Raw genomic sequence first — 22,894 nt, 5'->3', positions numbered from 1 at the left:
TAATGAAAAGGTGCACCAAATGTTTACTCCCAGAAACTCATGAATCAATTTCTTTTGATGAAATGGGAGTTTGTAGTATTTGCAGACAAGTTGAATTTAAGGAAGGAAAAATTGATTGGGAATCAAGAAAAAAGGATTTGTCTGAACTAATCGAAATGCACAGGGGCAAATATGATTACGATTGTATCGTTCCATTTAGTGGTGGGAAAGATAGTGTTTGGACATTATATTATTTAATGAAAGAGTTTAAAGTCAAGCCACTGGTAGTTCGTTTTGATCATGGTTTTCTAAGACCAAACTTAAATGAAAACACCATCAATGTACTAAGAGGTCTAGGAGCTGATTTTATTTCATTTACACCCAATTGGAAGGTGGTGCAAAAATTAATGTTGCAAAGCTTTTTAGAAAAAGGAGATTTTTGTTGGCACTGCCATACGGGGATTTTTTCATACCCCATGCACATTGCAATTAAATATAAAGTGCCACTTATATTTTGGGGCGAGCCATCAGCTGAATATACTTCCTATTACAGCTATGATCAGCCTGAAGAAGTGGATGAAAAAAGATTTAATCGTTTTGTGAATTTGGGAATTACGGCCTTAGATATGGCTGTGAGATTAGGAGGTGATTTGGATGAAAGAGACTTTAAACCATATACTTATCCTCCTTTGAAAGAGCTGAGAGCCCTTAACTACAAAAGCGTTTGCCTTGGTTCATATATACCTTGGGATGTAAAGACTCAATCCAAAATCATTATGGATGAATTGGGTTGGAAAGGAGATTTGGTTGAAAATGTACCTCCTCAATATAATTACGAGAAGATTGAATGCCACATGCAGGGAGTTAGAGATTATATTAAATACATTAAGCGTGGATATACTCGACCAACTGCTTTGGCATCCATCGATATTCGTCATGGAAGATTAGACAGGGAAGATGGAGAGAAAATGATAGATGAATTTGAAGGCAAAAAACCGGCAAGCTTAGAAATCTTTCTTGAAATGGTGGGGCTAACTGAAGCAGAATTTTTTGAAATTGCCCAGAGTCATACTGTTTCGCCTTGGAAGCTAAATGTTTTTGAACAAGAAGCAGGAGCTAAGCTACCAGACTTCAATCAATGGACAAGAAGTGGTAAAATGGATAGATCAGAAGCGGATGTGCAAATTGAAAATTGGAGAAAGTCTCAATAAATGATTGGAATTGTCGATTATGGAATGGGGAACTTATTATCAGTATTCAATGCTTTTGAATACCTGGGGGTAAGTGTCAAAATTTGTAGTAAACCAGAAGACTTAAGTCAGGTAGATCGAATTGTGTTGCCTGGAGTTGGAGCTATCAGTCAGTGTATATTAAAATTGAATGAAAGTGGTTTTACGAAAGCTCTAAACGAACAAGTTCTCCAATTAGCGAAACCTACTCTTGGTATTTGTTTGGGGATGCAAGTGATGGCAAAGCAGAGTTTTGAAGGTGGTACACATACATGCTTAGGCTGGTTTGATGCAGATGTTGTTCGTTTAAATCCCGGAAATTCGACCCTGAAAGTACCCAACATTGGCTGGAATACCATTCAGTTTGACAAGCAAATACCCTTGTTTAAAGGATTACCCGAAAATTCGGATTTCTATTTAGTTCACTCCTACCAAGTGCAGGTTCGTCATGAAGCGGAAAGAGTTGCCACCTATCAACATGGGGAAACGGTTACTGCTGCCATTATGAAGGATAATATTTTCGCTACTCAGTTTCATCCAGAAAAGAGTCAAGATTTAGGATTAACGGTGTTAGAAAATTTTATAAACTGGAAACCCTGATGTCTAAGAAAAGATTGATACCCAAATTGCAATTAGCAACCAGTAGAAATAATCCAAATAAGTTAGTTGTGGTCATAACTAAGCAATTTGGCGATAAAATAGAAATAGGTGATCCCGTATCTCAATCAAAAATATTTCAAGATCAATCAGCCGATGAATTAATTTTTTTGAATATCGAGAGTAATACAAATAATATCAAAACACTTAGTGAAGTAATTGCTAAGGTTTCAGAAGAGATTTTTATGCCGATGACCGTAGGTGGAGGTGTAGCCAGTGACGATGATTTTCGTTTATTATTATCTCATGGTGCAGATAAAATTTCTATTAATACCAAAGCGGTTGAAAGTCCAGAATTTATCACAGAAATGTCGAATAAATATGGAGCTCAATGTGTGGTGGTAAGCATAGATTACAAAATAGAGAATGATGGAAGTTTTCAAGTATACACTCAAGGAGGAACTCTTGCTACAGGAATAGATCCCATTCAGTGGGCCATCCAAGCTGAAGCGTTGGGTGCAGGTGAATTACTTTTGACTTGCATAGACCATGATGGAATGAGGAATGGCCTTGAACTACAAGTTCCCAGTAACCTAGTACAACAGGTGAACATACCTGTTATTTGTGGTGGAGGATGCGGTTTAGCGAAGCATTTTTCAGATGCATTCCTCTTAGCTAACGTAGAAGCTGTTTGTGCAGGGTCATTTTTTGCCCACCGTGATCAGAACCTCATTCAAACACGTTCTCAAATATTCAATGCGGGAGTTGAGATTCGAATGCAAAATTGAAAATTTAGATGGTAGATGGGCAGAGAGTATAGAGTGCTAAAAAAACAAGTCTTTACCAATGGTCTTTTTCAAATAGTACCAATTCGAGATAAAGATCAATTGGATATTATGAAGTGGAGGAATGAGCAAATTTATCATTTGCGACAAAATAAACCACTGACGGAGCAGGAGCAGAGGAATTATTTTTCAAATACCATCTCCAACCTTTTCAATCAAGATCAGCCCAATCAGATTTTGTTTTCATATTTGGAAGGCGATACATGCATAGGATATGGCGGACTAGTTCACATCAATTGGGTGGATAGAAATGCTGAGATTTCCTTTATCATGAATACAGAATTAGAAAAGGATAATTTTGAAAAACATTGGTCAATCTATTTAAATTTAATTGAAGAAGTAGCATTTGAAGAACTGCAGTTGCATAAGATTTATGTATATGCATTTGATTTGAGGCCGCATTTATATACCGTTTTAGAGCTTAATGGATTTATCAAAGAAGCGGAATTAAAGGAACATTGTTATTTCAATGACGCATTTAAAAGCGTCATTATTCATTCAAAATGGAATAAGCTATGAGGTTAGGCTTATTAGTAAGTGGAGGACTTGGAGCGGAAATTCTAATAAAAATTGGGGAGATCCATGATATTGTTTTCGTCTTTACTGATAGGCATTCCTTGGAAATTTTGGATTATGCTAATCTTCATTCAATTCCAATTTTTGTGGGAAATCCAAGAAATGAAAAGACAAGTACCTTTATTAAAGATAAAAGTATTGATGTCCTAGTTTCAGTTAACTATTTATATATTATTGATAATCAACTAATTGGCCTTCCTTCTAAATTTGCAATTAATATTCATGGGTCATTACTACCGAAATATAGAGGTAGAACGCCTCATGTTTGGGCTATTATTAATAACGAATCTGAGACAGGGATTACAGCACATGTGATAGATGAAGGTTGTGATACTGGACCCATATTAGAACAAATCCAAGTTAGAATTGAATCAGAAGACACAGGCAATTTGATTTTGGAAAAATATAAAAAACTCTATTTTCCCATATTGAAAGATGTTCTTACTAAAATAGAATCTGGTTCATATCAATTGACGCAACAGGACGATTCATTAGCCACCTATTTTGGGAAAAGGACTCCAGAGGACGGTCAAATCAATTGGAATTGGCAAAGGGAAAGAATTAGAAACTGGGTGAGAGCTCAAGCATTCCCATATCCTGGGGCATTTTCTTATTTACAAGGGAAGAAATTAATTATAGATGAGCTGGTATTTGCTGAGAGAGGATTTCATTTTGATCAACCCAATGGACAAATTATTTCTGTTAATCCAATTTTGGTGAAAACACCCAATGGCGTAGTGCAATTGAAACAAGTAAGATCTTTTGACCAAACCATTCACATAGGAGATATTTTAAACTAATTAGTACATGAAGATAGGTTCTTTTGAAATTAGTGCGCAATCAGGTGTTTTTATCATTGCCGAACTTTCAGCAAACCATAATGGTAGTCTTGAAGTAGCTATTGAAACCATTAAAGCTGCAAAACGTTCGGGTGCGGATGCTATAAAATTACAGACGTATACAGCTGATACGTTGACCATCGATTGCGACCATGAGGATTTTGTATTACGTTCTAATTCCATTTGGGATGGTAGAACGTTTTATGATTTGTATCAAGAAGCATATACCCCATGGGAATGGCATGAGGCTTTATTTAAAGCAGCAGCAGACGAAGGATTAATTTGCTTCTCTTCTCCCTTTGATAAAACGGCAGTCGATTTTTAGAAAACTTACATACTCCCGCGTATAAAATTGCTTCTTTTGAAATAACCGATATTCCCTTGATTGAATACGTGGCTTCTAAACAAAAACCAGTCATTATTTCTACGGGAATTGCCACTGAAGAGGATATTTCCTTGGCTTTAGAGGCTTGTTATCGAATGGGAAATAGAGATATTGCCTTACTCAAATGTACTTCTAGTTATCCAGCTCCCATAGAAGAAGCTAATTTAATCATGGTACAAGATTTGGCTAATCGATTTGATGTTATTTCGGGATTATCTGATCATACTTTAGGAAGTACAGCACCAGTTGTTGCCACAGTATTTGGAGGTAAAATTATTGAAAAACATTTTATTCTGGACCGATCAATTGGTGGACCTGATGCTTCATTTTCTATGAACGAAGAAGAATTTGCACAGATGGTAAAAGCTGTGAGAGAAGCCGAAAAAGCGATTGGGCAAGTAGATTATCGGTTAACGGAAAAACAGGCTAAGGGCAAAGATTTTAGTCGCTCTTTGTATATCGTTGAAGACGTTAATGAAGGAGAGTTAGCTACAGAAAAAAATATTAGATCCATTAGACCGGGCTTTGGAATGCATCCAAAGCATTTAAATGAAGTGTTAAATAAAAAATTCAATGCTAATTTTAAAAAAGGAACTAGATTGGATTTTGGGTGCCTTGAATAATAAAAATAGTTATTTATGAGTACAAAAGTTTGTATATTGGATTATGGCTCAGGAAATACAAAATCAGTATTTAACCTGATTGAGTCTCTTTTACCCGAAGTTTCAATTTCCAATAGTATTTCTGCTATTGAGGAAGCTACTCATATTGTACTACCCGGGGTAGGAGCCTTCGGAACTTCCATGGAAAAGATACACCAGACTATTCCCATGGACTTTTTGATGGATTCTTTATTTGTCAAGAAAAAACCATTTTTAGGTATTTGTGTTGGAATGCAGGTTATGGCTACTGTTGGTTTTGAATTTGAAGAAAATAAAGGTCTAGAATGGATTGATGGCGAGATAGTTAAATTAAATTCAAATGGATTTCCTTTACCACATGTAGGTTGGAATAGTATATCAATAAAGAAAGAGTCAAAGTTATTTCAAAGTATTGAAGATAAGTCTGATTTCTATTTTGTACACAGCTATGCATTTAAACCTATAAATAAAGATTTAATTATCTCAACGACTACCTACGGTGAGGAATTTTGTTCTGCCATCGAATTAAACAATTTGTTTGGTGTTCAATTCCACCCTGAAAAGAGCCACTATGCTGGAAAAAAATTGATTGAAAATTTCATTCATTTGAAATAGAAAGATTTACCATGAAGAAAAAAAGATTAATTCCAGTTGTATTACTTCGAAATGGTTGGCTAGTTCAAAGTAAGGAATTTAAAAGATACCAGAATATCGGTAATCCTATGAGTTCGGTGAAGAGATTCAGCGAATGGGAATCTGATGAGTTGATTTATCTGAATATATCAAGAGATGAATCCTTTGATATGCGAAGGGATGATCTTGGTCACCCCAATCACCATACTCTATTAGATATTTTGGCAGATGTCTCCAAAGTCACCTTTATGCCTATTACCGTAGGTGGAGGTATCCGAACACTTGATGATATACAAACAAGGCTTTCCCTTTGTGCAGATAAAGTGTCTATCAATACGCAGGCTCTTGCTGACCCGAACTTTATTTATAGTTCATCTCGAGAATTTGGTTCCCAGTGTATCATCGTTTCCATAGATGCCAGACGCATTGATAATCAGTATGTTGTCATGGGTGACGGTGGTCGTGAAATAACCCCTCACAAGGTAAAAGATTGGGTAAAAAAAATGGAGGATTCCGGAGCGGGTGAATTATTGATTAATTCTGTTGATCGCGATGGCACAAAAACAGGCTATGATATTGAATTATTAGATGAGGTGGCCAATGCTGTTAATATTCCAGTTATTGCTTTAGGAGGAGTAGGAGACTTTAGCCATTTTGCTGAAGCATTATCTGAAACAAACGTTGATGCTGTGGCAGCAGCGAATATATTTCAATACATGGACCAAAGTGTATTTTTAGCTAAAAACTACCTCGTTGATAGAGGGTATAATATTCGTAAAATTTTTAATCGTAAATAAATTTAATTCATGACTAGTTATTGTAAAAGATGTGTTTATCCCATAAACGCAGTTGCTTTAAATTTGGATGATGAAGGTATCTGTTCTGCATGTCGATCGCATGAACAAACAGAACTTTTTACTGAAGAAAAGTGGGCATCTCGAAAATTGAAATTTGAAGAAACTATAAAGGAAATTATTAAAGACAATACTTCCAATTATGATTGTATAATACCAGTGAGTGGTGGTAAAGATAGCTTTTATCAAGCTCATAAAATGGTTTCAGATTATGGATTAAAAGCTCTTTTGGTCACCTATCATGGGAATAATTATTTACCAGAAGGGGATTATAATCGTGATTTGATGCGACAAGTTTTTAATGCAGATCACATTGTTTTTGGGCCAGGTGTAGAGACTCTTAAGAAATTGAATCGCCTGTGCTTCAAGAAGATGGGTGACATGAATTGGCATGCACATTGTGGTATTGTTACATATCCCATACAGATTGCTGTTAAATTTAATATACCTCTTATTATTTGGGGGGAAACTTTATGGGATGTAGCGGGCATGTTTGATGCCGATGATTATCCAGAATTTAGTGCCAGGATGAGGCATGAACACGATTTACGGGGCTTTGAGTGGTATGACATGATAGATGATGAATCTGAGAAAATATCAGAAAAGGATTTGATTTGGGCAAAGTATCCAAACGATGATGAAATACTCAATGTAGGTGTTCGAGGTATTTATATTGGTAATTATTTTAAATGGGATCCTAATCAACATACTAAATTGGTTCAGGAGAAATATGGCTGGAAAACAGGTGATCGCGAATTTGAACGTACCTATAGAAAAATGTCCAACTTAGACGACCGATACGAAAACGGAGCACATGACCTATTGAAATTTGTCAAGTTTGGTTACGGCAGAGCCTCTGATCACGCATCTAAGGATATACGTTCAGGTTATATGACCAGAGAAAAAGGTATCGAAATGGTTAGAAAATATGACCATGTGGTATCTAGCGATCTTTACCATTGGTTAGAATATGTCAATTTGAGCGAAACTGAGTTTTGGGAAATTGCAGATACATTTCGTGATCCAAGGGTTTGGTGGATTCAAGATGGGCAATGGTGGAAAAATAATATTTGGGGAGAACCATCTGCTTATGGGAAAGTTTATTTATCAAATGATAAACATGAGAAATATATCAGAGTTAATTGATTAAAAAACTAATCTAAAATTGACTAAATATTAAATGGAGAATAACAGTAAAATATTAACTATAGGCTGGGATATAAATCTTATCGAAGGGGTTTTATTTAAAGTAGAGAGTAAATCAAATTTAGTATTTCAACATTTTGTTTATAGTGATGTATTTGATAAATTATCAAAATCTTTTCAAAAAGAAAATTTTAATAAGATCCCAGATCAAAAGGATGTAGATAGTGGAGATTTAGATATTTCTTATCTAATTGAAATGGAAAAATATTCCACTTATTCGTTGAATAATTTAATTCTAACTGATCGTGTTTTAAAGCATATTAAATATGAAAATGCTCTAACATATATTTCTGTAATATTAAAATCTTTAGAGAATGTAATTACTAAAGTAAAACCTCATTATGTTCTTGGGTCTTGGGATTCTGTTTTGCCTGGATTGGCAAAAATTGTTGCCATTAAATACAATATCCCATTTTATGTTACGAAATTTTCTGTAATTCCTCACAAATTGGTAACAATTTGTGATTACCCAAATCCCAATCGAGAATTTGAGATATTGGTTAAATCTGAACAGGAGAATATAGCTTTTGCCACACAAGTATTAGAAAATTGGCTAGATCAACGAATTACAGCCCCAGCTTATAAATCGGTGGTTTCTACTTTAGATATTATTAAGCGTATTCCATTTCACATTAATGCCTTATTGAGTAGGATTACAAAATCTCTAATTTATGGAAGAAATCGATTTATTGAATATCCTTTAAAGAGGCTTATATTTCAATATATATGGAAGAAATCTAATATTTTTTTTAGAGATAAGAATCTATATATATCCGAAATCCCAGAACGGCCTTTCTTCTTTTATGGTTTTCATATGCAACCTGAATCAAGTATTGATGTTTGGGCCCCTTTTTATTCCAATCAATTTCAAGTAGTGGAGGCAATAGCTAGATCCATGCCCATTGGACATGATTTATGTATAAAAATTCATATCAGTGATGCGGATAATTATTCAAATAGTCAGTTGAAAAAATATTTGGAAATACCTGGTGTGAAAATTGTTTCACCTAATGTTAGTTCTAGAAGTTTTATCGAAAACGCCAGTATGATATTCTCCATTCAGGGAACCATTGGTTTAGAAGGATGCCTTCTAGGAAAGCAAGTTGTCATGTTTGGAGACTCTCCAGTTACTCGATTTTCAACTGCAACGAAAGTTCAATTATTGGAGGATTTGCCAAGTATTGTGAAGAATAAATTAAGAGAGCAAGAACCAAGTAAAGATGAGATCATCCACGGATTGGCTCATTATTTGAAAAACTATATGCCTGCCTCATCTGATGATTGGGTAATAACGATGCAGCAAGGATTAACAGATGTAGAGGTCGATAATTATGTGAAGTTATTTGAAAGATTAATTGTTTTTAGAAACTAATTTTCTTGAAAATGGGATTAAAAAGAAAACTTAAATATTTAATCAATTCTATAATCTTTAAATTCCGGTTTATTGGTCAAGATATTCACATTCATCCATCGTGTTATATTTCATCTAAAGCAGAAATTAAGAATTCAGGTAAGGGTAAAATAATCATTGGGAAAAATTGTGAAATACATCCTTATGCTATGATATTAAGTTATGGAGGAGAAATTAGCATTGGAGATCATTGTAGCCTTAACCCATTTTCTATTATTTATGGTCATGGTGGAGTTCAAATTGGCAATAGTGTTAGGATTGCCAGCCATTCTGTTATTATTCCTGCGAATCACATTATAGGGGATTCTGAGAAAAATTTGCATGAAAGTGGACTGACTAGTAAGGGCATATCAATTCAAAATAATGTTTGGATAGGCTCAGGTTGTAGAATACTAGATGGAGTTAGTATTGGATTTAATTCAGTTATTGCAGCTGGGGCTGTGGTTAACAAGTCTGTAGATTCAAGTTCAATTGTTGGAGGAATTCCCGCCAGAATTATTAAGAATATAAAAATTAATAAACAATAAGTGTTTGCTAAATAAGATGAAAAAAATAATCAAGTCTTTTTTAAAATTTTTAATGATACCTCATTTATACTTTGGTCTAAAAAAATATATTAGGGTCATCATTGAATTGAATTTTAATGTTCATCTTGTATTTTCAAAGATTGCTTTTTCCATTAGAAATATATTTCAATTTAATATTCATCGAGTTCCTTTTTTCATTTCAAAGGAATTAAATTCAAATTCCGTAGTTATTGATTGTGGTGCAAATGTAGGGGCCATTATGAAACCACTTTTGAAATACGAGCCCTCAATTTATTGTTTTGAGCCTAATCCTGTTGCCTTTAAGCAACTTTCAGAAAATCTTGGAACTGCGCCTAATTTGCATCTGATAAATAAGGCCGTTGGAATTGAAACTAAAACGGCTAAACTATATCTGCATAAAGAAGCGGAACAAAATGAATTACTCTTTTCTGTATCCTCCTCCTTGCTTTCCAGTAAACCCAATGTGGATAATAGTAATTTTTATGAAGTAGAAGTTTTGAATTTTTTAGATTTTCTTAAATCGTTGGGAAAAAATATTCAAATATTGAAAGTTGATATTGAAGGAGCTGAGGTAGAATTAATTAATGCACTTTTAGACGCTGGACTTGATAAAAAGATTCAATATATCTTTGTAGAGACCCATGAAAATACGATTCCAGATCTAGTAGAATCGACCCTCCAATTAAAGAAAAGAACGTTCCAGATGAATGTGAATAATATCTATTATAACTGGGCGTAATTTTTTTCTCCACTTTGCTTTTGATTAATTCCTCTTTTTAGAAGTAATTTTTGTGCTTTCATAAATCACAATAGCCTCCCAGTATTTTTTAACATTACGCAATTAACTTGAGAAAATGGGAATATTAAGACTTTGAATGGCTGAAATTTAGGTAGTTATGAGTATAAAAAAACTGGCAGGCGATTTTGCCTTTTATGGTATAATCGATCTGATACAGCGTTCTGTAAGTCTAATTTTGGTTCCATTTTACACTAGAATTCTGGATCAGAAAGACTTTGGGAAATTAGACATGTTGCTCATTTTGCTTTCTGTCTTAAGTGTCCTAATTGATTTTCAGTTTATTTCAGGGATTTCTCGCTTATATTTAGAATTTGTATCAAAAGGCTTGGGGGATAGATTTGGGGGAACGGTGATATTTTTTCGTTTTATGGTAGGCCTATGCCTAGCTATCCTGATTTCCATATTTGGTATGGGAGGATTTTTGGAATTTAACTTTATGCCCTCATTTTTAGAAAATAAAATACCCTGGGTTTTAATACTAGTTTTTGTCCCCGTTTCTATTTCCTTTGATGCATTAATCATGCAAGCCAGGATGCTTCGGGCAAAAATCCCCTTTGCCTCTGGAGCTTTGTTAAGTACTATTTTTACTTCTTTAGGAAGCGTCATTACGACAGTCCTATTAGGTTGGGGCATTACAGGTGTGATAGCAACTATGCTTGCGGGTAAAATTATTGGTGGATTAATTGTTTATGTTGGTTTGGGAAATAAAATCCAATTATGTATCGATAGACAGATTCTTAAACCTCTTTTTGCCTATTGTGTGCCCCTGATTCCAGGATGGTGGTTAGGTTTTTCAGCAACCTATGTAGGCCGTTTTTTTGTGTATGGCATTTTAGGTCCAGAAGATAGTGCTCTATTAGCCGTTTCCATGAAAATCCAAAACTTGATTGGTTTATTTGCGATCTCATTCCGGTCTGCTTGGCTTCCTTTGGCTATGACATATATTGAGGATAAAGATGGAGATACATTTTATGTAAGTACTATGCGCTTATTTATGTCGGGCGGATTTTTAATGACTTTTCTTTTAACCTTATTTATACATCCATTGCTAGCCATTTTTGCTCCATCTACTTACCATGATGTTGGCATTACTTTTGCCTTGTTTTCGATAGGTTGCATTATTGGAGAATGTGAATCTAATCTTCAATTAGGTTGTCAATTAGCAAAAAAAACGATTTGGATAACAGTGGGATCTTTCGTGTCCTTTTTAATTAGTATTTTAATTCTTTCAATGTATACAAGTCAATTGGGTATTACTGCAGCTGGTTTAGCTTTATTATTGTCTGCCATAGGAAGAATAGTGGTAACTTATTTTAGTTCCCAGTATTATAGATTTATTCCTTATGACATGAAGTCATTTCTCATGTTTGGATTAGGTTGCATAGTTCTACTTTTTAATGCTCAAATGAATCAAATACTAAGTATTCCTACTATATTTTGGCAAGGTATTTTATTTTTTGTGGGATTGTTTTTTTCAATCAAAATGTTAAGTAGTTCAGAAATACAGGCAATGATTCGAGTATTTCAATCCCTCAAGTTGAAATTTAGGTCTTTATAAATGCGGAATAAGACAATTACAATATTTATTCCTAATTTGGAAGGAGGGGGGGCTGAGCGAGTAATTGCGTCACTCGCCAATGAGTTTGTTGATAAAGGTTTTAAAGTTGATTTACTTCTTGTAAATGCTACAGGCCCCTACTTGCGTGAAATAGATGAAAAGGTTAACATCATTTCCTTTGGGGTCTCCAAAAATATTTATTCTTTAATTCCATTAATTTCCTATCTAAGGAAATTTAGGCCAAAAGTAATATTGTCAACATTATTGATGACTAATATTATTGCAGTTTTAGCAAAAAAAATGGCAAGAGTAAATACTCGAGTAATATTACGAGAAGCCATAACGGCTAGTGCTGATGATCAATTTAAAAAAGGCAACTTTGAATATTTAATTACTCATTTCAGAAAATGGGCATTAAAGAATGCCGACATGATCATAGCCCCTTCACATGGAGTATCGAAAGATTTAGTAAAGTACTATGGATTAAATCCCATGAAGGTTAAAGTAATTTATAACCCAATACATGTAGATAAATGTTTTCAATTTGCCCATGAATATAATGAAATTCTATATTCTATTCCTCCTGATAAAAAAATTGTTCTAGCGATTGGGCGATTAACTGGGCAAAAAGATTTTATGACCTTAATCAATGCCTTTAAAAAAGTAAGATTGAATATCGATGCAGTTCTTGTTATTTTAGGGGAAGGAAATCAAAGAAAACAGTTGGAGTTATTGATTGATAAAAATAATCTTAATGACCATGTGATATTGCCAGGATTTATTGTTAATCCCTTTCCTTTCCTTAAGAGAGCGGCAGTTTTTGTGCTTTCTTCTCTATATGAAGGAATGCCTAATTCTCTTATTCAGGCAGTAGTTTTTCAAAAGCAAATCGTGGCGACCAATTGTCCCAGCGGCCCATTCGAAATATTACAAGGTGGAAAATTTGGCTATTTGGTTAATATGGGAGATGATGAGGCTATGGCATTAGGAATAGAAAAAGGCCTTCATGGACAATTAGAAAAGCAACCCATTAAGAATGTGTTGGAACTTTACAATTCGAATGATATAGCTAATAAATACTTAGATATTTTATTAATGGACCTAGATATAGATATAAAGTCCTAAAAATTATAATTCTAAAGTACCCTCACTTTGCTATTAAAATTGAATATGTTACTTTATAAAATTACTTGGCTGAGAATGCGAATGATTCATAGTAGAATTAAAAGATTGGAGATAATTTCTATCATTAAATGATTTTTTTACAACAAAAATGAAATCAATTAAATGAAAATAAATTTTCGTTATATAAGTAAATAAATAATTACTAATGTTATAAATCACTTTAAAATTATGAGTAAAACATTATTAGAGCAGCTATTGATAAACCCTGTTAATATTGAATATGTTGATGATGATATTCCTACATTCGCAAAAAGCTATTTAGATTATTCTGAGAGTTTTGGATTACAGTGGAATAAGTTTACAAAAACTCAATTGGATTCATATACTCAAACGGATATTACTGAAGTTAGATTAGAACGATTAATCGGCAATTTACAACGATTAAGAGATAAAATTGTACTTGAAATTGGATGTGGTTCAGGAAGATTTACAGAAGTGCTTCTAAAATATGGCGCAAAAGTTGTTTCAGTAGATATGAGTACGGCAGTCATTGCCAATAAAAAAAACTTTCCAATATCTGATAACCATTTTATTGTTCAAGCTGACATGAACAATCTTCCTTTTAAAGATGAAGTTTTTGATTTTATTGTTTGTGTAGGGGTATTACAGCATACACCTAATACGTTCATTTCAATTATTAATTCGCAAAGAGTATTGAAAAAAGGGGGTACCTACGTGTTGGACCACTATACACATACATTGAGTTATTATACAAAGACAACATTCTTTTTTCGAAAAATAATTTCATTTTTTAATAAAGATCAAAAATATAAGATTATTGAAGGGATATTTAATTTCTTTTATCCTTTCCATTATGTAGTTCGGAATTTATATTTTATTCAGATTTTATTATCTCGCATCTCGCCTATTCACGTATATTTTAAAGCTTATCCCGAATTGACCGATGAGTTACAAAAAGAGTGGTCTTTACTAGATACTCATGATTCATTAGCCGACCCATATAAAAGACATTTGTCAAAAAGGGCTATTAATAATTTTTTGTTATCTAAGAATTTTAAAGTTGAATATATTGCCCATGGTGGAAATGGTGTTGAGGCAAGATTTGTCAAATAATACTGCTTCTTAAGTCCACTATTTAAATAATATAATTTAATTTAATTATGATTTCCCTAAGGCAAGAGGTGAGTATACTGCATAAATGGTATATATACATTATACTTTTTGCGAATGGCTATCAATTCATATTACCCGTACCATATTCTGACAGTTCAAATATTGTTCTTACTAATTTACCTCAATGGGCAATGAATTTTGAGGTTATACATGGTGTTTTTTTAGCAGATTTTTTATTTATACTGTATTTATTTTTTATTGGGTTTCGGTATATTAATGACACGCTTAAATTTAAAAAAGCCCTACAATTTGCTCTTGCAATAATAGGTTTATCCATAGCAGGCATACTATCAAGCTTTGTCAATTTTGAAATTATTTCGGATTATTTTGAGGCAATTAAATTATCCTTATTTGCCTTGTTTTTTTTATTTGTAGTTTTCTGGACAAGTAATTTTGGGCCAGTTATAGTATTGAGAGTTTTTATGCTAGGGCTTACTGTTTCGGGCATTGTAAACCTTTATTTTACTTTCAGTAATCCTATTCGGCTATTAGGAGGATTACCTATGTTATTGGGCCAAAATGGGCCAGGAGGGTCTGCAGGTTTTTTAATGTTTTTAGCCGCTTGGTTTTCTGTTTTAGCGACTAAAAAAATGGATAAATTATTGGTGATACTTTACATCTTGATCAATAGTTTTTTGTTGATGATTAGTTATTCCAAGTTAGGGATGCTAATGGGATTGTTAGGTATTTTGTCCGTTTTATTTCTTCAGTTTAGATCCTCAAGGCCACAACTTATTATTAAACGAATTGCTTATTTATTTGTTTTCTTATTTTCCTTTTTTACTTGGTTGTTTATTTCTTCCACAGGTGAAATTATAACAGAAGGAGCATCAGCATTTTATGAACAAAAAATTGGGGATGATTCCTCTGGTGCTATTGATAGTGGAGATATGGAAAGATTATATTATTATTTTGCGGTAGGTGAAGTATTCGTTGACAATCCCATGTTTGGTGTCGGGTATAATGGATTTTTTAAAGCAATAAGCAAAACTAATGCTTATTCAACGGGAGAAATGAGTGAAGAGGATAGTAGTTTGAATGCAAATCCGCATAATGCTTTTTTGTATTATATTTCAGCAAATGGAATTATTGGCTGGATTTTAACGGTGTGTTTATATTTTTTATTTTTAAGGGCTTTCTACTGTGTGTTAAAGCCATATGGATTGCAGGGTTTTATGGTATTTTGCTGTATTGGAGGTGCATCTTTGATCCACACAAATACCTTAATTGGGTTTTTTAATACAACAATTATGTACTTACCAGTTGGAGTAGCTTATGCTTTGAATAATCAGAGAGATCAAATAATAAAAAAGCGTAAACTACCATTAGAAAATATTGTAGTTAATTAAAGTAATGAAAAGAAATGTATGTGTGGTATTTGTGGGGTAATTAGTAAAGAAGCTAAGGAAGATCGGGAAGTACAAGTACGAAGAATGAATCAAGCTATTTATCATCGGGGACCAGATGATGATGGCTTTTTTTCTAATGAAACATGTACTTTAGCCATGAGGCGACTTGCCATCATTGATTTAAAAACGGGTAAACAACCACTATATTCTGATTGCGGAAGGTATTTGATTTTTTTCAATGGCGAAATCTATAATTACAAAGAGTTAAGAGAAACTTTAATAGCACTTTCTTGTGAATTTAAATCAAATTCTGATACAGAAGTAGTTGTTAATTTATTTAAGTATTTTGGGAAAGACATGGTATGCAAATTGCAAGGGATGTTTGCATTTTGCATTTATGATCTTGTTGAAAACTCCTATTTTTTTGCAAGAGATCGTTTTGGAGAAAAACCTTTTTACTACCATTTTGAGGATGGTAATTTTATCTTTTCGTCTGAAGTTAAATCATTACTAGAAAGTAAAGCTTTTGTCCCAAGGTTAAATAAGTCTAAACTGGGAAGCTATATTCGTCTAGGGTATGTAGACGAGCCTTCAACATTATTAAAACATGTTTTTACCTTACCACCAGGATGCTATTTAGAATTATCTTCAGACCGTCAAATATCCATTACATCCTATGCTCATATAACATATCGGCCAGATTCTAATATTCAATCCTTGGAAGATGCGGCACATTTTATAAAGCCATATTATGAAAAAGCAGTACAGAAACAACTGGTCAGTGATGTGCCGATTGGAGCGTTTTTATCTGGAGGCATAGATTCAAGTAGTGTGGTTGCTATGATGGCGCAATTAAGTGATAAGCCTATTCAAACTTTTACTGTCAAATTTCAAACGAAAGGCTATGATGAAAGTAAAATAGCTCGCTTAGTTTCAGAAAGGTATCAAACGGATCATCATGAAATTGTTATTGAAAATAGTCAATTTAAAGAGGTTCAATTTTGGAGGATACTGGATCATGTTGGTCTTCCTTTCCCTGATTCCTCTGCAATTCCTACAGATATTGTCACGGGAGAAATTTCAAAATATGTCAAAGTTGCGCTTTCTGGAGATGGAGGCGATGAGGTATTTGGAGGCTATACGGTATTTGATTGGTTGTCGACGCTAAGATCGATGTCTAGTGTACCTCCGGGACTAAGAAGTTTAGGACATTGGGGTATTTCTACTTTAAATCAAGGATTGAATAACAATAAATTAAGGCAGTTGACCAAGGTGTTAAAGATTTCAGGATTACCCATTCCTCGGTTAATACAAGAAACACATGCCTTATTTGATTCTAGCGAATTGGAAGAATTGTTTCAAGGGGAGCTAGATTATCCAGAGTTTGAAGAATACCAGTCAGAAGATAGTTTATTGCGCAATGCCATGCGCTACCGCATAAAATATGATCTTCCTTTGGATATGTTAATTAAAGTGGATCGAATGAGTATGGCTAACTCGTTAGAAGTTCGAAGTCCTTTTTTAGATCCTGTTTTATTTGAAGCTAGTTGTGTATTACCAGATCAATTTTTAAGGAACAAGGGTTTAGGTAAATTAGTAATAAGAAAGATGATGGAAAACAGCTTACCTGAGGAGGTGTTTAATCATCCTAAATCAGGATTTAGTATCCCGCTTCATGATTTTAGGAATGAGGAATTCAAATCTCTAGCGAAGCAATTGCTTCTTGCCCCTTATATGGTAGAACTATTTGAAAGAAGGTCATTAGAGAAAGTTTTACGAAGTGGTATAACTGGAACAAAAGATAATGGAAGTGGAAGTATTTATAGAAAAACGCATCAATTGTGGAGTCTAATGATGCTTTCAGGGTGGATTAAAAGGTTTGATGTAACTGTTTAGATGAAGGGGAAAAAGAAAGTGCTTTTTGTGGGGTCTTTTGTAGAAAAAGCGAAAGATGGGAGTGTTGGAGGACAAATGTATGCTTGTAAATCATTGATTAATTCTAGTTTATCAGAAAGTGTGGATTGGGTACTTTTAGATACAACTGGTAATTCTGTACCTCCTCCTCCTGTATACATTCGGATGTTTAGTGCCATAAGTCGGGTTATTAAATTTATATTTTTAATGGTTTTGAAACGGCCGGATTTCACATTGATTTTTTCGGCAAATGTTCCAAGTATTTATGAAAAAGGCTTAATCGCTGTGATTTCTTCTATGATGCGGGTCAAATGCATTTTTGCTCCAAGAGGGGGATCATTAGTTTTTGATATAAAAAATAGTGCGTTTGCGGCAAAGTATGTTCCTTTCATTTTATCTAAATGTTACTATGTCATATGCCAAGGGAATTATTGGGAAGGTTTTTTTAAAGGCATTCAAGTGGAGGAAAGTCAGACGAATTATGTGGTGATTCCTAACTGGATAGATACTGACAAGTATCTATATAAAATTCCGCAAAATGTACATAATAATGTAGCAGAAGTTCCTACTATCTTATTTATGGGATGGATTCAAGAAGATAAAGGTGTTTTTGATTTATTACAAGCTTTAGAATCCAATCTTTTAGTAGACTATAAGCTTAAAATAGTTTTTATGGGAGACGGCCCTGGGAAAAATAATCTAATTCAACTTGTAAGTCAATTATCACATACGAATCATCAATATGAGTTTCCTGGCTGGCTACATGGACAAGAAAAAAGTGATTATTTATATCATGCTGATGTTTTTGTTTTACCTTCCTATGCAGAGGGTATGCCTAATTCGTTAATGGAAGCCATGGCCTCTGGAGTGGTAAGTATTGCTACGAATGTCGGTGCCGTATCAGAATTGATACAAAATAAGGAAACAGGCATATTAGTGGAAGTAAACGATGTCAAAGCCATTGCTCAAGGAATAGCCTATGTTTTAGATAATCCGGAACAACGAAATCGAATGATAAAACAAGCTAGAGATTTAATTATAAGCTCTCATTCCATTTCAAATGCTGCATTAAAATTGGCTAAAATTATAAATAAGGGTTAATTATGTGTGGAATAGTTGGTATAATTGGTTTGTTAGAAGTTAATAGTTCTACTATTTTAACTTCTATTTCACATAGGGGGCCAGATAGCCAAGGGTTTTTTCAAGAGGGGGAGCTATTTCTAGGACACACTAGATTGTCAATTCAAGATTTATCTGAAAATGGGAATCAACCCATGTTCTCAAAAGATGGGCGATTTGTTATCGTTTTTAATGGGGAAATTTACAACCATTTGGAGATAAGGCAATCACTTGGAGAATTTGACTTTAAATCTTCGGGAGATACAGAAACCGTGTTATATGCATACATCAAGCATGGTATAGAATGCCTTTCTATGTTTAACGGAATTTTTAGTTTTTCCGTATTTGATTTACACACAAAAGAGCTTTTTATTGCAAGAGATCATTTTGGTGTGAAGCCTTTGTATCTATATCAAGATGAGCACTTGTTTTTATTTTCTTCGGAAATAAAAACATTTCTATCATTACCAATCCAAAAGGATTTGGACAATGAAGCGTTGATGAATTATTTAAGTTATTTATGGTCTCCTGGCGAAAAAACACCCTTTAAGCTAGTTAAAAAATTACTTCCAGGACATTATTTGAAATTTAATATTTCTGAATTTCAACAAGCAAAACCTATTTCCTTTTATCAACCTAATTTAGATGGTGAACATCTTCAAGATACAGAGGAGGAGCTAATTAATCAATTGGATCAATTATTGATTCAAGCAGTGGATAGACAAATGCTCTCAGATGTACCAGTTGGTTTCTTTTTGTCGGGAGGCCTAGATTCCACTTTATTAGTAGCCATTGCCAAGAAAATTTATCCAGAGAGAAAATTCCCTTGTTTTACTATTGACATAGATTCACAGAATAGTAAAATGGAAGACTTTGCAGATGATTTAGTTTATGCTACAAAAGCCGCTGATTTTTTAGAGGTAGATTTACATATTGTTAAAGCGACCATTGATATCGTTGATAGCTTTGATCAAATGATTTGGCATTTAGATGAGCCTCAAGCGGATGCGGCTCCCATTAATGTATTGAATATAGCTAAGTTAGCAAGAGAAAAGGGAATAAAAGTATTGATTGGAGGGACTGGAGGAGATGATTTGTTTTCGGGCTATAGAAGGCATCAAGCCCTTTTATTGGAGTCAATCTTAAGGAAAATTCCTAATGGTATTAGGCAACTGCTAAAACATATAATAGGTATTTTGCCCATTAAGAGTGCCCTATTTAGGAGAATAAGGAAGATTTCAGAAAATATGGATTTATCCCCAACAGCTCGCATGAAGGGTTATTTTAAATGGCTGTCCTCCGAGAGAATTTATTCCTTATTCAGTAAATCAATTCAACAAGAATTAAATGGCTATGATCCAAGCCTATATTTTGATGAATTGTTGCTTCAAATCCCTCAAGAAAAGAGTGTATTAAATCAGATGCTTTATTGGGAGCTTAAGACATTCTTGGTAGATCATAATTTGAATTATACCGATAAAATGGGCATGGCTGTTGGAGTTGAAATAAGGGTGCCATTTTTGGATGTTTTATTGGTGGAGTTTGCACAAAAGCTGCCACCAGAAATGAAAATGAAGGGGAAAGAGACAAAGTATCTTCTTAAAAAAGTGGCAGAGAGGTATTTACCCAAGGAGATAATTTATCGGCCTAAAACGGGATTTGGTGCTCCTGTTAGAAAATGGATTACGGAGGATATGTCAGATATGTTGGAGCAACGATTATCTAAGTCGAATATAGAGAAACAAGGAATTTTTGATTATGATGCAGTTTGGAAACTGATCAATGATAATAAAGAAAATAAGATTGATGCCTCCTATCCTATTTGGGCTATACTGGCAATAGATAGTTGGATTAATCAATTTAGTTTAAGAAAGTATGAGATATGATTAGTTCCAGAAATGAATTTATTAGGTTGATTATGAAAAAAAAGGACTCAATTAAGAATGATTGAATTAAACGTGATTCCGGAATTATGAAACAAATAATTCAAGATTTAAAAAAGGGAGATACTCTCTTAGAAGAAGTTCCTGCACCCATGGTCAGGAAAGGAGCTGTTTTGATCAAAACAAGACGTTCATTAGTTTCATTAGGGACTGAAAAAATGCTCGTGGAGTTTGGTAAAGGGAATCTCATTTCAAAAGCTAGGCAACAACCCGATAAGGTAAAACAGGTTTTAGATAAAATTAAAACGGAAGGCTTAATGCCAACCTTAGAGGCTGTTTTTAATAAATTAGATGAACCTTTACCACTTGGGTATTGCAATGTGGGTGAGGTGGTTGCTGTAGGAGAAGGAGTAAAAGATTTTGCCATAGGCGATCGAGTGGCTAGCAATGGGCATCATGCCGAAGTGGTATGTATCCCACAAAATTTGGTAGCCAAAATCCCAGATAATGTCAGTGATGAAGAAGCAGCGTTTACTGTCATTGGTTCGATTGGCTTACAAGGAATTCGCCTAATTAATCCCAGCTTTGGAGAAACTGTTGTTGTGATCGGATTAGGTTTAATCGGCCTGATTACAGCCGAATTACTTTTGGCCAATGGGTGCCAAGTGATAGGTTTTGATTTTGATATTCAGAAAGTTGAATTAGCCCAAAAGAAAGGGGTACATGCCTTCCAATCCAATCATACGGATGTGGTGAAAACGGTTGAGTCCCTAACCCATCAAGTGGGAGCTGATGCTGTTATTATTACCGCCTCCACCAAAAGTGACGAGGTCATCAGTCAAGCTGCTCAAATGAGCCGAAAACGAGGTAAAATAGTCCTAGTGGGGGTAATCGGATTGGATATTCAACGCGCCGACTTTTTCAAAAAAGAGCTAAGCTTTCAAGTTTCTTGCTCCTATGGTCCTGGAAGATATGATGAAGATTATGAGCAGAAGGGTGTAGACTATCCCATTGGCTATGTTCGATGGACAGAAAAGAGAAATTTTGAAGCCATATTGACGGCATTGGCTACCAAAAGATTACAAGTAGCTGATTTAATTACAGAACGAGTTCCTTTGGCAGATTATTTGCAGATTTATAATAAAATGGGAGGAGGCTCCATCGCCTCTATTTTAGAATATCCTGACACCATTGATTGGAATCAGACGGTCGTTTCTGGTAAGGCTTATGTAGCTCAAAAGTCAACAGGGGTAATTGGTATTATCGGGGCGGGGAATTTTACTAAAATGACTATGATGCCCGCCTTGAAAAATAGTGGAGCTCAGTATAAATATATTTCTAGTGCGGGTGGACTGACAGCCAAATCACTTGCCAATAAATATGGGTTTGAATTTAGTACTACAGATTACCACCAAATATTACAGGATGAAGAAGTAGACTTGGTTTTAATCACAACCAGACATGATGCACATGCCCAGATGGTGAAGGAATCATTGCAAGCTGGTAAACACGTTTTTGTAGAAAAACCTTTAGCTATCAACGATGAACAATTGGAAGACATTAGACAAGTCTATCAATCAATAGAAGCGTCTTTGACCTTAACCGTTGGATTTAATCGCAGGTTTTCTCCCTTTATTAGACAAGTAAAAACATTGCTAGGAGGAAGTACAGATTCGTTGAATATCATTGCAACGATGAATGCAGGCTTTATTCCTGCCGATGTATGGGTTCAGGACTTGCAAGTTGGAGGTGGAAGAATTGTGGGGGAAGCATGTCATTTTATCGATTTGATGGTGTATTTAACTGGAAGTAAGGTGGCAGAAGTGACCATGAGCGCTTTAGGCAAAAATCCAACGGAACAGACCGATAATGCGATTATTACCTTGAAATTTGAGAATGGATCGCAAGGGGTCATTAATTATTTTGCTAATGGTAGTAAGGCATATGCCAAAGAGCGGATAGAAGTTTATTCACAAGGGAGAACATTAATTGTAGATAATTTCAGAAAGCTTAGTGCTTATGGATTTAAGGGTTTTAGTTCCATGGGTGGAACTTTAGATAAAGGACATAAAGACCAATTTAAGGGGTTGATAGAAAGTGTCAAGCAAGGTAAAGGGCCACTAATCCCATTTGATGAAATTTATAACACAACAAAAGCTTCCTTCGCTGCATTAAAGAGTTTACGTGAAGGAACTTGGATTACCGTTTAG

At 34.4% G+C, this 22,894-nt stretch carries 19 protein-coding genes and 1 pseudogene; all 20 read left to right on the top strand.

The window, feature by feature from the left end:
- The first annotated feature begins 2 nt into the window (after positions 1 to 2).
- The 20 genes and pseudogenes from HME7025_RS12525 (at position 3) to HME7025_RS12430 (ending at position 22,894) form a co-directional block, all read left to right on the top strand.
- Positions 3 to 1,190: an N-acetyl sugar amidotransferase gene (locus HME7025_RS12525; protein WP_109324552.1), complete on the top strand. Its 1,188-nt coding sequence runs from the start codon at positions 3 to 5 to the stop codon at positions 1,188 to 1,190.
- The gene (gene hisH / locus HME7025_RS12520) at positions 1,191 to 1,808 is read left to right on the top strand and encodes an imidazole glycerol phosphate synthase subunit HisH (protein WP_109324551.1); all 618 of its coding nucleotides are present in this window, start codon (positions 1,191 to 1,193) and stop codon (positions 1,806 to 1,808) included.
- Positions 1,808 to 2,593, top strand: coding sequence for an imidazole glycerol phosphate synthase subunit HisF (gene hisF / locus HME7025_RS12515; RefSeq protein WP_109324550.1), 786 nt, complete (start codon positions 1,808 to 1,810; stop codon positions 2,591 to 2,593). Before hisH (HME7025_RS12520) ends, hisF (HME7025_RS12515) begins: the two co-directional genes overlap by 1 nt.
- A gap of 15 nt (positions 2,594 to 2,608) precedes the next feature.
- On the top strand, positions 2,609 to 3,169 hold the full coding sequence (locus HME7025_RS12510) for a GNAT family N-acetyltransferase (protein ID WP_109324549.1): 561 nt from the start codon (positions 2,609 to 2,611) through the stop codon (positions 3,167 to 3,169).
- Complete coding sequence (locus HME7025_RS12505; RefSeq protein ID WP_109324547.1) at positions 3,166 to 4,026, top strand: methionyl-tRNA formyltransferase; 861 nt, start codon at positions 3,166 to 3,168, stop codon at positions 4,024 to 4,026. The genes HME7025_RS12510 and HME7025_RS12505 overlap by 4 nt, the downstream gene beginning before the upstream one ends.
- A 7-nt stretch (positions 4,027 to 4,033) precedes the next feature.
- Positions 4,034 to 5,073 (top strand): annotated as a pseudogene (gene pseI, locus HME7025_RS13590) (pseudaminic acid synthase).
- Positions 5,074 to 5,088: 15 nt separating this feature from the next.
- On the top strand, positions 5,089 to 5,706 hold the full coding sequence (gene hisH / locus HME7025_RS12495; RefSeq protein WP_109324546.1) for an imidazole glycerol phosphate synthase subunit HisH: 618 nt from the start codon (positions 5,089 to 5,091) through the stop codon (positions 5,704 to 5,706).
- An 11-nt stretch (positions 5,707 to 5,717) separates the two neighbouring features.
- Positions 5,718 to 6,521 carry an imidazole glycerol phosphate synthase subunit HisF gene (gene hisF, locus HME7025_RS12490; protein ID WP_109324545.1) on the top strand — a complete coding sequence of 268 codons (804 nt, stop codon included), beginning with the start codon at positions 5,718 to 5,720 and terminating at the stop codon, positions 6,519 to 6,521.
- Between the two features lie 9 nt (positions 6,522 to 6,530).
- The gene (locus HME7025_RS12485; protein WP_109324540.1) at positions 6,531 to 7,724 is read left to right on the top strand and encodes an N-acetyl sugar amidotransferase; all 1,194 of its coding nucleotides are present in this window, start codon (positions 6,531 to 6,533) and stop codon (positions 7,722 to 7,724) included.
- Between the two features lie 34 nt (positions 7,725 to 7,758).
- A complete protein-coding gene (locus HME7025_RS12480) occupies positions 7,759 to 9,156 on the top strand; it encodes a capsular polysaccharide export protein, LipB/KpsS family (protein WP_109324539.1) in 1,398 nt (465 codons plus the stop codon).
- A gap of 11 nt (positions 9,157 to 9,167) precedes the next feature.
- Positions 9,168 to 9,722 carry an acyltransferase gene (locus HME7025_RS12475; RefSeq protein WP_109324538.1) on the top strand — a complete coding sequence of 185 codons (555 nt, stop codon included), beginning with the start codon at positions 9,168 to 9,170 and terminating at the stop codon, positions 9,720 to 9,722.
- Between the two features lie 16 nt (positions 9,723 to 9,738).
- Positions 9,739 to 10,482: an FkbM family methyltransferase gene (locus HME7025_RS12470; RefSeq protein ID WP_109324533.1), complete on the top strand. Its 744-nt coding sequence runs from the start codon at positions 9,739 to 9,741 to the stop codon at positions 10,480 to 10,482.
- Between the two features lie 157 nt (positions 10,483 to 10,639).
- Positions 10,640 to 12,100 (top strand): lipopolysaccharide biosynthesis protein, encoded by a 1,461-nt coding sequence (locus HME7025_RS12465; protein WP_109324532.1) that lies wholly within the window; start codon positions 10,640 to 10,642, stop codon positions 12,098 to 12,100.
- Positions 12,101 to 13,225 carry a glycosyltransferase gene (locus tag HME7025_RS12460; RefSeq protein ID WP_109324529.1) on the top strand — a complete coding sequence of 375 codons (1,125 nt, stop codon included), beginning with the start codon at positions 12,101 to 12,103 and terminating at the stop codon, positions 13,223 to 13,225.
- 228 nt (positions 13,226 to 13,453) lie between these two features.
- Positions 13,454 to 14,359 (top strand): class I SAM-dependent methyltransferase, encoded by a 906-nt coding sequence (locus tag HME7025_RS12455; RefSeq protein WP_109324524.1) that lies wholly within the window; start codon positions 13,454 to 13,456, stop codon positions 14,357 to 14,359.
- Between the two features lie 47 nt (positions 14,360 to 14,406).
- Positions 14,407 to 15,768 (top strand): O-antigen ligase family protein, encoded by a 1,362-nt coding sequence (locus tag HME7025_RS12450; RefSeq protein WP_109324523.1) that lies wholly within the window; start codon positions 14,407 to 14,409, stop codon positions 15,766 to 15,768.
- An 18-nt stretch (positions 15,769 to 15,786) separates the two neighbouring features.
- Positions 15,787 to 17,664 carry an asparagine synthase (glutamine-hydrolyzing) gene (gene asnB / locus HME7025_RS12445; RefSeq protein WP_109324522.1) on the top strand — a complete coding sequence of 626 codons (1,878 nt, stop codon included), beginning with the start codon at positions 15,787 to 15,789 and terminating at the stop codon, positions 17,662 to 17,664.
- Positions 17,665 to 18,783 (top strand): glycosyltransferase family 4 protein, encoded by a 1,119-nt coding sequence (locus HME7025_RS12440; protein WP_109324521.1) that lies wholly within the window; start codon positions 17,665 to 17,667, stop codon positions 18,781 to 18,783.
- Positions 18,784 to 18,785: 2 nt separating this feature from the next.
- A complete protein-coding gene (gene asnB / locus HME7025_RS12435; protein WP_109324520.1) occupies positions 18,786 to 20,687 on the top strand; it encodes an asparagine synthase (glutamine-hydrolyzing) in 1,902 nt (633 codons plus the stop codon).
- 86 nt (positions 20,688 to 20,773) lie between these two features.
- A complete protein-coding gene (locus HME7025_RS12430; RefSeq protein ID WP_109324519.1) occupies positions 20,774 to 22,894 on the top strand; it encodes a bi-domain-containing oxidoreductase in 2,121 nt (706 codons plus the stop codon).

The sequence above is a fragment of the Aquirufa nivalisilvae genome, assembly GCF_003143535.1.
Lineage (GTDB): Bacteria > Bacteroidota > Bacteroidia > Cytophagales > Spirosomataceae > Aquirufa > Aquirufa nivalisilvae.
Note: the sequence above shows the minus strand (reverse complement) of the source record. Positions and strands in the feature narration are given on the sequence as shown.